13 protein-coding genes are annotated in these 13877 nt (G+C 46.5%); 5 read left to right on the top strand and 8 right to left on the bottom strand.

Annotated elements, in window-relative coordinates:
- Nucleotide 1 precedes the first annotated feature (1 nt).
- From RH45_RS11200 to murQ, 3 genes are read left to right on the top strand one after another with little or no spacing between them, the layout of a single operon-like run.
- Entirely contained in the window at nucleotides 2-880 is an 879-nt protein-coding gene (locus tag RH45_RS11200) for a glucosamine kinase nucleotide-binding domain-containing protein (RefSeq protein ID WP_008077184.1), read from the top strand.
- Complete coding sequence (locus RH45_RS11195) at nucleotides 873-1985, top strand: anhydro-N-acetylmuramic acid kinase (protein WP_008077183.1); 1113 nt, start codon at nucleotides 873-875, stop codon at nucleotides 1983-1985. Before RH45_RS11200 ends, RH45_RS11195 begins: the two co-directional genes overlap by 8 nt.
- Before the next feature lie 9 nt (nucleotides 1986-1994).
- Complete coding sequence (gene murQ / locus RH45_RS11190; RefSeq protein ID WP_008077182.1) at nucleotides 1995-2921, top strand: N-acetylmuramic acid 6-phosphate etherase; 927 nt, start codon at nucleotides 1995-1997, stop codon at nucleotides 2919-2921.
- A gap of 38 nt (nucleotides 2922-2959) precedes the next feature.
- On the opposite strand, the gene RH45_RS11185 is transcribed toward murQ, so the two are convergent.
- Together RH45_RS11185 and RH45_RS11180 are read right to left on the bottom strand one after the other, a co-directional pair.
- Nucleotides 2960-3346, bottom strand: coding sequence for a hypothetical protein (locus RH45_RS11185; protein ID WP_008077181.1), 387 nt, complete (start codon nucleotides 3344-3346; stop codon nucleotides 2960-2962).
- Nucleotides 3347-3447: 101 nt separating this feature from the next.
- Nucleotides 3448-3789, bottom strand: coding sequence for a DUF2799 domain-containing protein (locus RH45_RS11180; RefSeq protein WP_008077180.1), 342 nt, complete (start codon nucleotides 3787-3789; stop codon nucleotides 3448-3450).
- Between the two features lie 200 nt (nucleotides 3790-3989).
- On the opposite strand from RH45_RS11180, the gene RH45_RS11175 reads away from it, so the two are divergent.
- On the top strand, nucleotides 3990-5474 hold the full coding sequence (locus tag RH45_RS11175) for a carbon starvation CstA family protein (protein ID WP_008077177.1): 1485 nt from the start codon (nucleotides 3990-3992) through the stop codon (nucleotides 5472-5474).
- Between the two features lie 121 nt (nucleotides 5475-5595).
- On the opposite strand, the gene ispH is transcribed toward RH45_RS11175, so the two are convergent.
- The 6 genes from ispH to murJ form a co-directional block, all read right to left on the bottom strand.
- Nucleotides 5596-6561 carry a 4-hydroxy-3-methylbut-2-enyl diphosphate reductase gene (gene ispH, locus RH45_RS11170; protein ID WP_008077173.1) on the bottom strand — a complete coding sequence of 322 codons (966 nt, stop codon included), beginning with the start codon at nucleotides 6559-6561 and terminating at the stop codon, nucleotides 5596-5598.
- 26 nt (nucleotides 6562-6587) lie between these two features.
- Nucleotides 6588-7019, bottom strand: a complete 432-nt coding sequence (gene fkpB, locus RH45_RS11165; RefSeq protein WP_008077171.1) for an FKBP-type peptidyl-prolyl cis-trans isomerase — start codon at nucleotides 7017-7019, stop codon at nucleotides 6588-6590.
- A 195-nt stretch (nucleotides 7020-7214) separates the two neighbouring features.
- Entirely contained in the window at nucleotides 7215-7718 is a 504-nt protein-coding gene (gene lspA / locus RH45_RS11160) for a signal peptidase II (protein WP_008077169.1), read from the bottom strand.
- Nucleotides 7719-7808: 90 nt separating this feature from the next.
- Nucleotides 7809-10637: an isoleucine--tRNA ligase gene (ileS, locus tag RH45_RS11155; RefSeq protein WP_008077167.1), complete on the bottom strand. Its 2829-nt coding sequence runs from the start codon at nucleotides 10635-10637 to the stop codon at nucleotides 7809-7811.
- Between the two features lie 55 nt (nucleotides 10638-10692).
- Entirely contained in the window at nucleotides 10693-11637 is a 945-nt protein-coding gene (ribF, locus tag RH45_RS11150; protein WP_008077165.1) for a bifunctional riboflavin kinase/FAD synthetase, read from the bottom strand.
- 71 nt (nucleotides 11638-11708) lie between these two features.
- Nucleotides 11709-13271, bottom strand: a complete 1563-nt coding sequence (murJ, locus tag RH45_RS11145) for a murein biosynthesis integral membrane protein MurJ (RefSeq protein ID WP_039958535.1) — start codon at nucleotides 13269-13271, stop codon at nucleotides 11709-11711.
- A gap of 260 nt (nucleotides 13272-13531) precedes the next feature.
- Here murJ and rpsT point away from each other — a divergent pair, with 260 nt between their 5' ends.
- Nucleotides 13532-13792 carry a 30S ribosomal protein S20 gene (gene rpsT / locus RH45_RS11140; protein ID WP_008077153.1) on the top strand — a complete coding sequence of 87 codons (261 nt, stop codon included), beginning with the start codon at nucleotides 13532-13534 and terminating at the stop codon, nucleotides 13790-13792.
- The last annotated feature ends 85 nt before the right edge of the window (nucleotides 13793-13877 follow it).

Genomic DNA, 13877 nt, shown 5'->3' with positions numbered 1-13877 from the left:
TATGATTACACACCTTCTTGCTATCGATGGGGGCGGAAGTAAAACCGCCCTACGTCTAACGTCTCTGGAACCCCTAACGGCGGACCCGTTTTTCACCTTAACGCTTGGTCCGTCATCCTTAACTCAATATGGTCAGCAAGCAATAGAACTTCTAACCAAGGCCATTGCTGATTGCCTCAAACAACACCAACTGCACGCTAAACAGGTCTCGATTGTTATCGGTGTTGCGGGTGCGGGCAATTACGAGCTCAAACAACAGCTGCAAACCGCATTGACACGTTACCCACACTGTTTGATAACCAGCGACGCACACATCTCTTTGCTCGGCGCTAATCTAGGTAAACCGATAAATGTCATCGCCTTGGGGACGGGCTCTGTCGCCAGCCAATTACTTCCTAATGGAGAAAGCCGCACGTATGGCGGGTGGGGCTTTCCCATTGGCGATCAAGGTGGTGGTGCGTGGCTTGGACAGCAAGCGATTCGAGCCCTTATTAATGCTCTCGAAGGCCACAAGCTTTCCCCTTTAACAACCTACCTTCAAAATGAAGTGGGGAAAACACGCAGCCAGATCATCTCTTGGCTTAACAAGGCATCAGCAACAGAATTTGCCCAATTTGCTCCGGAGATTATTGGTTTCTCTAAACAGTCATGCCCTGACAGCCAAGCCATCTTGCATCAAGGCCGCTTAAACATTGATACTCTTATAACAAAATGCTGTGAAAATAATGAGTTAGATATCGCTTTTCTCGGCAGTTTGAGCGCATACTATCAAGCCAACTTGGCAGAGAAATGGCAGCCTAGAGTGATTCAAGCCAAAGGAGATGCACTTGATGGCGCGACTCTATTGGCCAAACAACAAGTGGATAATTGTAATGAGTAAAGAGCTGTATATTGGCCTGATGTCAGGCACGAGTCTCGATGGTATCGATACGGTTTTAGTTGAGATTGAGGATAACCAGGTTCGCTTGCTCGCCAGCCATGATCACCCAATCCCCACTTCCCTCAAACAGCGCCTGCTAAACGTCTGTTTAGGCCAGTCAACAAATCTGATCGAAATCGGCCAACTCGATCATTTGCTTGGCGAACTCTATGCTCAGGCAGTGCAGGCTTTATTGGACATTAGCGGTCATCAAGCGACACAAATTAAAGCGATCGGTAATCATGGTCAGACCGTTTTTCACCAACCAAGCGGTGACACACCGTTTACGATTCAACTGGGTGACGCCAATATTATTGCTGCAATCACTGGTATAGATACGATCGCAGATTTTAGGCGCAAAGATATTGCTCTGGGCGGCCAAGGCGCCCCACTGGTTCCCGCTTTTCACCAATCAATATTTCGCTCTATCGACTCAAGCATTGTGGTACTCAACATTGGTGGAATCGCCAATATTTCGGTATTAAGGCCTGATCAAACTGTCATAGGATATGATACTGGCCCCGGAAACATGTTGATGGATGCTTGGTGCAATAAACACCGTGGAAAGCCCTATGACCAAGGCGCTCAATTTGCTCGCCAAGGAAACATCGACCCGGCCTTGCTGGCAACCTTACTTGATGAGCCATACCTAGCACTCGGGGCACCCAAAAGTACCGGACGAGAGCTGTTTAATCTACCTTGGCTAGAGTCACTCCTCACGGGGTTCAACACCAGCCCTGAAGATGTTCAGCGTACACTGTGTGAGTTTACTGCCGTCACTATCAGCAATGAGGTCAAAAAATTCACTCAAGGCCCTCAGCCAGAGTTGTTAGTATGCGGTGGTGGTGGCTACAACCCACTATTAATGGCACGCCTTGCTCACCACCTCACTGACTGGCAAGTAATGCTGACAGACGATAAAGGGGTGGACAGCAATAATATGGAAGCGATGGCCTTTGCTTGGCTCGCCTATCGCCGTATACACAATTTGCCAAGCAATCTGCCTGAAGTCACCGGAGCCAGTAAATCGGTCTCGCTTGGTGTGATGTACTTCGCTGATAAATAAGGACAACTGATGACTAATGACGCGCTTATCGCTGCACTTTCACACCTAGTTTCTGAAGGGCGCAACCCTGAAACGATGGATATAGACCTATTGCCTTCTCTTGAAATTGTGCAACGAATCAATCAACAAGACCAACAGGTTCCACTCGCGGTTGAAAAAGTCTTGCCTGAAATAGCTCAAGCGGTCGACAAGATCACAGCAGCCTTTAAAGTCGGTGGCCGACTTATCTATATGGGCGCTGGAACCAGTGGCCGTTTGGGGGTGCTTGATGCTTCAGAGTGTCCTCCAACGTTTGGCGTGTCCGATCAAATGGTTATCGGCCTGATTGCGGGAGGCCCTGAAGCCATACTTAAAGCGAAAGAAGGCGCTGAAGACTCACCGGAGTTCGGAGTTGAAGACTTAAAATCGATTGATTTCAATGAAAATGACGTCGTCGTGGGAATTGCTGCCAGTGGCAGAACGCCTTACGTCATCGGCGCGTTGGAATACGCCAATGAAATTGGTGCTACCACGGTATCTCTTTCTTGTAATCCTGATTCCACCATCGCGGATATTGCTCAGATTGCGATTAGCCCGGTCGTGGGGCCGGAAGCCTTGACGGGGTCGACACGGTTAAAATCGGGGACGGCACAAAAGCTGGTGCTAAACATGCTGACGACAGCGAGTATGATCCGACTCGGCAAGAGTTATCAAAACCTGATGGTTGATGTTAAAGCCACCAACAAAAAGCTGGTTGCCCGCGCGGCTCGAATTGTCATGCAAGCAACCGAATGTGACCAATCTGAGGCTTTGGCCATGTTGGCTCAAACCGACTACGACGTGAAACTGGCGATCTTAATGATACTGACAGGTCTAGAGCTAGAGATAGCAAAACAGCAACTTCACCACCAAGATGGCTTCTTGCGCAAAGCGGTGCAAAAGCACCAAGAGCAGTAGCTATTAAAAAGGGAGAACAGATGTTCTCCCTTTTCGTATTAGCTTTCAACTAACCATGATTTAATCGCTTTACGCTTCTCTTTTTTGATTCGACGGTTAGCCTGATCTTTTAAGTATTCAGCATCAGTCAGCTTCTTTGCATCTTCCACTTTGTTTGCTAGCTTTTTACCGTCTGCTTTCGCTTGGTCAACTTTGTCTTGGTACTTAGCTTTCGCTTTTTCAGCTTTATCTTTCAGCTTACCTTCTGCTTTCAGCTTCTCTAACTTAGCGGCTTGTAGTTTTTGTTTCGCTTTATTTAGCTTGTTAGAGATTTGCTGTTTTTCAGCTTGGTACTTAGGGCTCGCTTCAACCGCGTCTTTTATTGGGGTAGCCGCGTTTGCCATAAGTGGCATTGCACATAGTGCAACCAGTAACATTTTTTTCATCTTACACTTCCTCGATTAACTTTGGCGCTAAGATAGCAACCCAATCTTCGTGAAGATGTAGGATTCAATAACAAAAATCTCTTATTTATGAGAACACATCACTACTGGTTATAATCGTTCCAACCACGTTGCCACTCCATACGAAATTTCTGACCATACTGTGTACCTTCGCACACACCTTCGTAATATTGCCCCGACAGACCGATTTGGTAGGCAAAGTTAGGATTGCAATATTCATCAACCCCTTGCAGGTAGCCTTCTTCATACTGACCGTATTTTGCCGCCCCCAGCTTAGCAAGATTCTTCACCGACCGTTGAGTATGTCCTGCAACGCCATCTTGATAACCTATTTGATACCAATCACCTTGCTTTGCGAGTTCCTCCATTGAGGCCGCACACGCAACTAACCCGCTAGCCAAAAGCACTATTATTAATTTTCTCATTGTTTTTCTTCACTTTTTATCTTGTCTTATTAACTAAACCACTAAACAGAACAAAATGCCACTTAGCAGAGTGAAAAACCGCTTAATCAGGTTAATAACCACTTATTAGCGCAAACGACCACTCACGAGAATAGCGAATGAGTATTGCCAAGCCTAGGCGTACTATTCACCGTGAGCTTAAATACTAAGGAACGAGTGTTATGTTGTGGTTTTTAACCTGTGTGGCGGCCCTAATCGGCGGTTACTTTATTTACGGTGCTTTTGTCGAGAAAGTGTTCGGAATTAATGAAAAACGTCAAACGCCAGCTCATACCAAGCAAGATGGTGTGGATTATGTGCCAATGTCGACTAAGAAAGTCTACTTGGTTCAGTTACTTAACATTGCTGGCGTTGGCCCAATATTTGGCCCGATAATGGGGGCATTATACGGCCCGGCGGCAATGCTTTGGATCGTGATCGGCTGTATCTTTGCGGGTGCTGTTCATGATTACTTCTCTGGCATGCTGTCCGTTCGTAACGGTGGTGCTTCGGTACCAACCATTACTGGTCGCTACTTAGGCAATGGCGCAAAACACTTTATGAATATCTTTGCCATCGTCCTACTGCTGCTTGTGGGTGTAGTTTTTGTCTCTGCACCAGCAGGTATGATCACCAACTTAATCAATGACCAAACCAGCTTAAGCGTGAGCATGACTACTATGGTTATCGCTATCTTCGCTTACTACATCATTGCGACAATTGTTCCCGTTGATAAAATCATCGGCCGCTTCTATCCATTGTTCGGTGCGCTGCTTATTTTCATGTCTGTAGGTTTAATGACGGCGGTGGCCTTCTCGAGCGAACATACAGTGATGGGCGACTTCCAAGTCAGCGATATGTTCACTAATTTAAACCCAAATGATATGCCGCTTTGGCCAGCGCTATTTATCACGATTGCTTGTGGTGCCATCTCTGGCTTCCATGCCACTCAATCACCATTGATGGCACGCTGTATGGAAAATGAGAAAAATGGTCGCTTCGTGTTTTACGGTGCAATGATCGGTGAAGGTGTTATCGCGCTTATCTGGTGTGCCATCGCTCTCTCTTTCTTCGGCAACCTAGACGCTCTATCTGAAGCAGTGAAAAACGGTGGCCCAGGCAACGTGGTATACAGCGCATCATTTGGTCTACTCGGTGTCTTTGGCGGTGTTATCGCTTTCCTAGGTGTGGTTATCCTACCAATCACGTCAGGTGACACGGCATTCCGCTCTAGCCGCCTCATCCTAGCTGAGTACTTCAACGTTGATCAAAAAGCACTCCGCAATCGTCTAATGATGGCAGTACCACTGTTTGTCATTGGTGGCATCTTAACTCAAGTAGATTTCGGCATTATTTGGCGCTACTTCGGTTTTGCTAACCAATCAACAGCGGTGATGATGTTATGGACTGCATCCGCTTACCTACTGCGTCACAACAAGATGCACTGGATCACAACAGTACCTGCGGTATTTATGACCACTGTTTGTGTCACCTTCATCCTAAATAACAGCTCGCTTGGCTTTGGCCTACCAATGCAAGTCTCAACCGTAGCAGGAATCCTGTTTGCCCTTGCGGTCGCTGGTTATGTTATCAAGACCTCGAAAGGGAAAGGTGAAACTGAACTGGCAGATGAAGAAAAACCACAAACAGCCACAGAAACTGCATAAGTCAATTTCACTTCGCTTGCATAATCAAAAGGCTCCCTCGGGAGCCTTTTTCATTTACGATATCTGAGCCGACAAAAAAGCCAGCAATCTGTGCTGGCTTTTCTCTCGTCTGGTACTGCACTTAATCAACCTGTTTGATTTGCAGCTCTTTCGGGACTTCAAAGAACATGTTCTCTTCACGCCCTTGAATTTCTTCTACCGTACGCGTGCCAACCAGCTCTTTGACTCGATCAAGAATTTGGTTAACGAGCTCTTCCGGCGCCGATGCTCCGGCAGTAACACCGACTTTTACTTTGCCGTCAAACCATTCAGGTTTAATGTCTTCTGGGCAATCAGTTAGATAGCCAGGCGTACCTAGCTTCTCAGCAAGCTCTTTCAAACGCGTAGAGTTAGAAGAGTTTTTCGAACCCACCACTACCACGACATCCACATCGGTTGCCATGTCTCGAACCGCATCTTGACGGTTTTGAGTTGCATAGCAAATATCGTCTTTACGTGGACCTTGAATATCAGGAAATACGCGGCGCAGCTCTTCGATAATATCCGCGGTCTCATCCACTGATAAGGTCGTTTGGCTTACGTAATGCAGATGACTCGGATCTTTCACCTTATCTTGTAGCTTAACCACATCAGCGGGCGTCTCAACCAGATACATGCCACCCTGCTCACTCGCATACTGGCCCATAGTACCTTCGACTTCAGGGTGTCCTGCGTGACCGATCAAGACCACTTCCATATGCTTACGGCTTGCACGCGCGACTTCCATATGAACTTTCGTCACTAGAGGACAGGTTGCATCAAAGACAGTCAAATCGCGCTCTTTGGCCTCTTTACGAACTGCTTGAGAGACACCATGAGCAGAGAAAATGACGATATTGTCATCAGGAACTTCATTCAGTTCTTCGACAAAAATAGCACCGCGCTGCTTAAGGCCTTCTACCACAAAACGGTTATGCACCACTTCATGACGCACGTAAATCGGAGGCTGATACATTTCTAATGCACGCTCAACGATACTGATCGCACGATCAACACCGGCACAAAAACCACGTGGGTTTGCTAACAGAATTTTCATTTCATTGCTCATGATGATTATATTTTCGCTTCGGTTCGCTATTCTACTGACAAAATCTCGACTTCAAAAGTCACATCTTGGCCGGCAAGGGGGTGGTTGAAATCGACCGTGACCGAGTCGCCTGCAATTTCAGTAATAATTCCGGGGATCTCCATTCCATCTCGACCTGAGAACGCCATAATCGTCCCGACTTCCACTTCCGCATCGCCAACAAACTTAGCGCGATCCATATGATGGATGTTATCAGGATTAGGCATACCAAATGCGTCTTGAGCCGCTAGCTCAATCGCCTTGTTGTCACCTTGCTCTAGTCCAATTAAACAGTTTTCAAAGTTTTCACTCAGGCTGCCATCACCGATAACCAGCTTGGCAGGTTTCCCCATGTTATGGGTGCTATCCGCAACCGAACCATCTTTCATTTTTATTGTGAAGTGCAGTGTTACTGCTGAATCTTGGGCAATTGTTGTCACGTTACTGCTTCCTTGAGGTCGTTATTATTTGTAGGTGTTTACCCTAAATAGTTGAAATTTCGATGCGACGATACATTGATTCAGACCGTTCAGCATCGCAGCGAACATCGCTACAACTTCAAATATGACGGGTATACTAAAAAGCGCCATCGGAATCAACCGACAGCGCTTAAGGTTATTCATCTTTCTCGCAGATCAAGCCGCAGCATCTTCTTTACGACGAAAGCCATCGAGAATGATCATGGCTGCACCAATACAGATGGTCGTATCCGCTAAGTTAAATGCTGGCCAGTGGTAATTACCCCAGAAAAAATCCAAGTAATCAACGACAAAACCATGCACAACACGGTCGAATACGTTACCAACGGCACCACCAATGATCATAGCGTAAGCGATGTTGTTCCATTTCTCTTTTGCTGGCAGCTTGCTCATCCAGTAAGTAAGAAGCGCTGTGACAACAAATGCGATACCGGTAAACAACCATCGCTGCCAGCCAGCTTGATCACTGAGAAAGCTAAATGCGGCGCCGTAGTTGTGGACATAAAGCAAGTTAAAGAAAGGCAAAACTTCAATACGATTCGCCCAGCCGTAACCCATGTTGTCCATTACAAACAGCTTGATACCGATATCAGCAAAGAAAATCACGATCGCTAACCACAGCCAGCGTACACCTGATTGTTTTAATGGAATGTTTGACATCTTTTACCCTAAAAATGGCTCGTAAAAATAACCCCAGTAAATACTGGGGCTATGTTATTTGAATAAAGTTCCGTTGGCGCTCGCTCTCAATTAAGCGAATTTACGCACTTCACCTTCACCATCAACGTTCGACACACAACGACCACAGATCTTCTCATGGCCTTCGATTGTGCCTACGTCAGGGGTGTGGTGCCAACAACGGTCACATTTCTCGTTTTCCGTTGCTTTCACTTCTACAAATAGACCTTCGACATCAGTGGCTTGAGCCGCGTCTGACTTGTCGCTTAGAGGCTTAACAACCGCCGCTGAAGTCAGTAGCGCAAAGCGTAGCTCGTCTTCAAGCTTACCAAGTTTCGCCGCTAGTGCTTCCTCAGCATAAAGTGTTACTTCCGCCTGCAGAGATCCACCAATTGTCTTGTCTTTACGCGCGTCTTCTAGCAGTTTGTTTACACCACCACGAACCGCTTGGATTTCAGCCCAGAATTCGTTGTTAAGCTCTTCGCCTTCCGCTAGACCGAACAGACCTTCATACCACTCACCAGTAAAGACAAACTTATCGCGTTCGCCCGGCATCTCGTTCCAGATCTCGTCAGCTGTGAATGACATGATTGGTGCCATCCAGCGAACAAGTGCTTCAACGATGTAGTAAAGCGCTGTCTGACAGCTACGTTGAGCGTGGCCGCCAAGTTTCGCTGTGTACTGACGGTCTTTAATCACGTCTAGGTAGAATGAGCCCATTTCGATAGAACAGAACTGCATTAGGCGTTGCGTTACTGCGTGAGTGTTGTACTCACCGTACGCTTTAACGATCTCTTCTTGCGCAGCCAGTGCACGACCTACCGCCCAGCGGTCTAGCGCAACCATCTCTTCAGCAGGAACAAGATCCGTTGCTGGGTTAAAGCCGCTTAAGTTAGCAAGGAAGAAGCGTGCTGTGTTGCGGATACGACGGTACGCGTCCGCAGAACGTTTTAGGATTTCATCAGAAACCGCAACTTCACCCGTGTAATCAGTCGAAGCAACCCATAGACGCAGGATATCGGCACCTAGTTTGTTAGTCACATCTTTTGGTGCAACAACGTTACCAATAGATTTCGACATCTTACGGCCTTGGCCATCCACAACGAAGCCATGCGTTAGCACTTGCTTGTATGGCGCTTCGTCTTTCATCGCGATAGATGAAATAAGCGAAGATTGGAACCAACCACGGTGTTGGTCAGAACCTTCTAGGTAAAGGTCTGCCGAGGCGCCGTTGTACTCTTCACGAGCGTCAACAACTGAGTAGTGAGTCACACCTGAATCGAACCATACGTCTAACGTATCAAGTACTTTCTCGTACTTGTCAGCTTCTTCACCTAGCAGGTCAGAGATCTCTAGATCCCACCATGCTTGAATGCCTTTTTCTTCAACTAGCTTTGCAACTTGCTCAACCAGTTCAATCGTATTCGGGTGAAGCTCTGCTGTCTCTTTGTGAACAAATAGAGCGATTGGCACACCCCAAGTACGTTGACGAGAGATACACCACTCAGGACGACCTTCAATCATACCTTCGATGCGGCTTTGACCCCACTCAGGCATCCACTCAACACCTTTAATTGACTCTAGTGCTTTTGCACGTAGGCCAGCTTGGTCCATAGAGACAAACCACTGTGGTGTTGCACGGAAGATGATTGGTGTTTTGTGTCTCCAACAATGTGGGTAGCTGTGCTCGTAAGCATGGTGATGTAGCAGCGCGCCTTTTTCTTTTAGCGTTTCAACAACCGCATCGTTGGCTTTGAATACGTGCTGACCAGCAAATAGCTCTGTATCAGGTAGGTAAACACCGTTTGAGCCCACTGGGTTCGCAACTTCAAGACCGTATTTGTTACCTACCGCGAAGTCTTCTTGACCGTGACCTGGTGCTGTGTGAACCACACCTGTACCAGAATCAGTGGTAACGTGGTCGCCAAGGATCGCTGGAACAGTAAAGTCGTAGAATGGGTGTTGGAACTGAGACAGTTCTAGATCGGCACCTTTTGCAAAACCAAGGTTATGGAAGTGCTCGATACCCGCGCGATCCATCACGTCTTTCGCGAGCTCAGACGCTACGATGATGCGCTCTTTCGACTCGCCCTCTACTTGGATAAGTACGTACTCTAGATCATCACGAAGACATACTGCGCGGTTTGCAGGCAGTGTCCATGGTGTTGTAGTCCAGATAACGATAGAGATATCGCCTTCACCTTCATGGCCTTCATTAAGGTCAAACTTAGACAGAAGTGCTGCTGCGTCGGCTGCCTTGAAGCGAACATCAATAGAAGGAGACACTTTATCTTTGTACTCTACTTCCGCTTCAGCAAGAGCTGAGCCACAGTCAGTACACCAATGAACTGGTTTGAAACCTTTCAGTAGGTGGCCGTTGTCAGCGATCTTACCTAGTGCACGGATAATGTTTGCTTCAGTAGTAAAATCCATAGTGCGGTAAGGCTTGTCCCACTCACCCATGATACCTAGGCGTTTGAAGCTCTCTTTTTGACCTTCAACCTGACCTGCCGCGTACTTACGACACTCTTCACGGAACTCAGCCGCAGAGATTTTTTGGCCTGGTTTGCCTTTTTTCTTTTCTACCATTAGTTCAATTGGTAGACCGTGACAGTCCCAACCCGGAATGTACGGTGCATCAAAACCAGAAAGTGTTTTGGATTTAATAATAATGTCTTTAAGAATCTTATTTAGTGCGTGACCAATATGAATGTCGCCATTCGCATATGGAGGGCCATCATGTAGAACGAAAGATTTTTTGCCTTTCTTCGCTTTACGGATTTCGCCGTAAAGGTCTTCTTTGTACCAACGCTTAAGCATCTCTGGCTCACGATTCGCCAGATTGCCACGCATCGGAAACCCTGTTTCAGGAAGGTTCAGGGTATCTTTATACTCACTCATCGATTCTTAATTCCGTTGTGTTGGGTGACAGTTAGACATTATGCCAAGCAGCGAACTAAACCGCTTGGGCTTTATACTGACGCAGCCACACCCTTGCTGCCTCAGCATCCAATTCAATTTGTTGTTTAAGCGCGTCGAACGATTCAAATTTATGTTCATCGCGAATTTTATCTAAAAGTACAATTTCTAGCTGTTTGCCATATAAATTGGCTTTAAAGTCAAATAAATGCACTTCTAGTTGTTGGCGTACACCATTGACCGTTGGTCGATTACCGATATTTGCAACCCCACCAATTGGCTCATCACCCAAGCCTAGAGCTTGAACGGTATACACACCTGATACGGGTGAGACGCAACGTTTTAGTGGGATATTGGCCGTCGGAAAACCTATGGTTCTGCCTAATTTTCGGCCATGGGATACTCGACCACTGATACTATAGTCACGCCCTAGCATTTCCGCAGCTTGCTCAAGCTTATCTTGCGCTAATGCTTCTCTGATCGCCGTACTACTGACCCGCAATTGCTGTAGACAAAAGCTTTGCGTGCTAACCACGTCAAAACCGTGCTTTTTACCCGCTTCTTGCAACATAGCAAAATTGCCTCTTCGGCCTTTGCCAAAGCAGAAGTCATCGCCTACGACCAGAAACTTAACACCCAATCGCTTCACCAACAAGTCACTAATAAACTCGTCCGCACTTTGGTTGGCGAATTGATGGTTAAAATTCACGCAAAGCAGTCGTTCAATATTCAATTTACTCAGTTGAACGAACTTGTCTCTCAGGCGAGTCAAACGTGCGGGCGCTTTATCCCGAGCAAACAACTCCAAAGGTTGAGGGTCAAAGGTCATTACGGTAGAAGGCAAACCAAGTTGCTTTGCCTTTTCAGACACTTGACGCAATACAGCTTGATGACCAAGGTGTACTCCATCAAAGTTACCGATCGTCAATACACACCCAGTATGGTGTGGTTGGATATTATGAATGCCTCGGATCAATTCCATTGGAAGCTGCTAGAAACCTGTATCTAAAAAATTGCATTACGTGAAACCGACGGATTATATACTAATCAACCTTACTCTGTCGCTGCTTTTACGTCTTTTAAACGTACACCAAGAGTAACTAAGCTAATTAAGTACACGACAGCCCCTAAGCCAATTAATGCAACCAGCCACAATACACGCTCCATAAAGCTCCACGTTAACCAAACCGTCATATCTTCTAGCTGCCAGATAATAGCCGCAACCATCAAACCACCAGCCACAACCAGCTTAGCGATAAAAACAAGCGTGGTCCGAGTTAGACGGTAGACACCAGCAAGGTGCAAGCCTCTATATAGAAGCAACATATTCACCAGCGCAGAAAGCGCCGTTGCAATGGCTAAACCGACATAGCCATAGAACCAAGCAAAGATTGCGTTAAACACCATGTTAGTCACCATAGCAATGATGCCGTATTTCACGGGTGTTTTGGTATCTTGGCGAGAGTAATAGCCCGGAGCTAGCACTTTGATTAGCATGAAGTTTAATAGCCCTGACGCATAAGCAACTAAAGACATCGACGCAAACTGAACATCTTGCGGCGAGAATTCACCTCGCATAAATAACACCATCAGCATTGGCTTCGCTAATACCATCAAGCCAAGCATGGCCGGAATACCTAATAGAGTGACCATTCTCACCCCCCAGTCCATGGTGTTGGCAAACCCGCTACTCTGCGCATCGACATGTTTACGTGACAATGCAGGTAAGATAACGGTCGCAATCGCAATACCAAACAAGCCTAGAGGGAACTCCAAAAGACGGTCTGAATAATAAAGCCAGCTAATAGACCCCGTTTGCAAGAAGCTTGCAATAAAGGTGTCAAACAGTAAGTTAATCTGACTGACTGAAACGCCAAATAGTGCAGGAATCATCAGAGTGCGAATTTTCACGACACCGGGATCTCGCCATCCCCATTTTGGTTTCACCATCACACCCGCTTTAATTAAAAACGGAATCTGGAATAGGAACTGTACCAAGCCACCAAGCAGCACCCCGATCGCTAATCCGATTTCAGGTTGCGCCAGTTGAGGGGCAATAAACCAAGCCGAAAAAATGATCATCACATTGAGAAACACTGGTGTAAAAGAAGACACCGCAAATTTACCCAATGTATTGAGGATCGCTCCCGACAAAGCCACGAAGGTGATGAACCACAAATAAGGGAACGTAATTTTCAGCATAAAGCTGGCTAACTCAAACTTCTCCGCGGCAGGACCTCCATTGAGCCAGTCGAGAAACCAGCCAAAACCAAACAGAGCGGTAACGACCCCTGAGCAAAGTACGCCGATCAAGGTGACGATGGAAACAATCACCCCAAGGGTACCCGCGGCACGAGCGATAAGCTGACGAGTCTTATCCATATCACCGCTGGCGTGGTATTCGGTCAAAACAGGGACAAAGGCTTGAGAAAAGGCGCCTTCAGCAAAGAGTCGGCGTAAAAAATTAGGAATTTTGTTAGCAAAGAAGAACACATCCGCACTGGCACCTGCGCCCATTAAATTTGCTACAACCACATCACGTACTAAACCCAGCACGCGAGAAATCAACGTCATCGCACTTACGATCATGCCCGACTTGAGGAGTCGTTTACTCACAGTTACCTCGGAAACTCACTGATACTAATCACAATGTTCCTGACTTATGCAGGAATAACTCGCTGAGAGTAGATTAGTATTAGCATTGAAAAAAAAATACTGATAGAATCCCCGCCATCTTAACCGTGAAGACCTATCTAATCCAAAACTTGTTTGGCTTCGATTGGTTTTTGCACAAATTATTTGACATTTAAGCGCAAATGAGGGATAGTCCTCGCCCTTAAATTGTCACTGAACTAAAGTTTTTGGGAGTTAGACCCTTGGCAAATAGTAAATCTGCTAAGAAGCGCGCTATCCAGGCTGAGAAACGTCGTCAGCACAACGCTAGCCGTCGCTCAATGATGCGTACTTACATGAAGAAAACTGTTGCTGCTATCGAAGCAGGCGACAAAGAAGCTGCAACTGCTGCATTCGCTGCAGTTACACCAATCCTAGACCGTATGGCGACTAAAGGCCTTATTCACAAGAATAAAGCAGCGCGTCATAAGTCTCGCTTCTCTGCTGCAATCAAAGCTCTTTAATAGAACTCTGATTACCAGTGAAGAAAAAACCGGCAATTTGCCGGTTTTTTTATATCTGCAAAAGAATAAAAAAAGAGGCTAACGC

The sequence above is a fragment of the Vibrio sinaloensis DSM 21326 genome (assembly GCF_000189275.1).
In the GTDB taxonomy this organism is placed as follows: domain Bacteria; phylum Pseudomonadota; class Gammaproteobacteria; order Enterobacterales; family Vibrionaceae; genus Vibrio; species Vibrio sinaloensis.
Note: the sequence above shows the minus strand (reverse complement) of the source record. Positions and strands in the feature narration are given on the sequence as shown.

Bases quoted from the DNA above. Each gene is read 5' to 3' on its own strand.
- RH45_RS11200 (WP_008077184.1), top strand. From the start codon at position 2: ATGATTACACACCTTCTTGCTATCGATGGGGGCGGAAGTAAAACCGCC.
- RH45_RS11195 (WP_008077183.1), top strand. From the start codon at position 873: ATGAGTAAAGAGCTGTATATTGGCCTGATGTCAGGCACGAGTCTCGAT.
- murQ (WP_008077182.1), top strand. From the start codon at position 1,995: ATGACTAATGACGCGCTTATCGCTGCACTTTCACACCTAGTTTCTGAA.
- RH45_RS11185 (WP_008077181.1), bottom strand. From the start codon at position 3,346: ATGAAAAAAATGTTACTGGTTGCACTATGTGCAATGCCACTTATGGCA.
- RH45_RS11180 (WP_008077180.1), bottom strand. From the start codon at position 3,789: ATGAGAAAATTAATAATAGTGCTTTTGGCTAGCGGGTTAGTTGCGTGT.
- RH45_RS11175 (WP_008077177.1), top strand. From the start codon at position 3,990: ATGTTGTGGTTTTTAACCTGTGTGGCGGCCCTAATCGGCGGTTACTTT.
- ispH (WP_008077173.1), bottom strand. From the start codon at position 6,561: ATGAGCAATGAAATGAAAATTCTGTTAGCAAACCCACGTGGTTTTTGT.
- lspA (WP_008077169.1), bottom strand. From the start codon at position 7,718: ATGTCAAACATTCCATTAAAACAATCAGGTGTACGCTGGCTGTGGTTA.
- ileS (WP_008077167.1), bottom strand. From the start codon at position 10,637: ATGAGTGAGTATAAAGATACCCTGAACCTTCCTGAAACAGGGTTTCCG.
- ribF (WP_008077165.1), bottom strand. From the start codon at position 11,637: ATGGAATTGATCCGAGGCATTCATAATATCCAACCACACCATACTGGG.